The 330-nt window shown below is 43.3% G+C and carries 1 protein-coding gene; it reads right to left on the minus strand.

Annotated elements, in window-relative coordinates; translation table 11 throughout:
- Positions 1-330: reverse transcriptase domain-containing protein (locus tag BpJC4_RS15940; RefSeq protein WP_253724341.1), on the minus strand; the 330-nt coding region annotated here is incomplete at both ends.

Below are 330 nucleotides of genomic sequence, written 5' to 3' on the forward strand. Positions count from 1 at the left end.
CTGTTTTCTCTTTGTTCACTTTTAGCAGTAATTTGCCTTCAATGAACTTTGTTACTCCCTCCATAACCCTTTGTCCAGCCTTCCAGCTCTTGACGTAGATATTACAGTCGTCTGCGTATCTTACGAAACGCAAGTTCCTGCGCTCTAATTCTTTGTCCAATTGGTCTAACATAATGTTAGAAAGCAGGGGACTAAGGGGTCCGCCCTGAGGTGTTCCTTGTTCATTGGCGGATACAAGACCGTTTTCCATGATGCCGGCTTTTAGAAATTGGCGGATCAAATGAAGAATTCTGCCATCCCTTATCTTCTTTCCAATAAGGTGCATGAGTT

The sequence above is a fragment of the Weizmannia acidilactici genome (assembly GCF_008974185.1).
GTDB lineage: Bacteria > Bacillota > Bacilli > Bacillales > Bacillaceae_C > Weizmannia > Weizmannia acidilactici.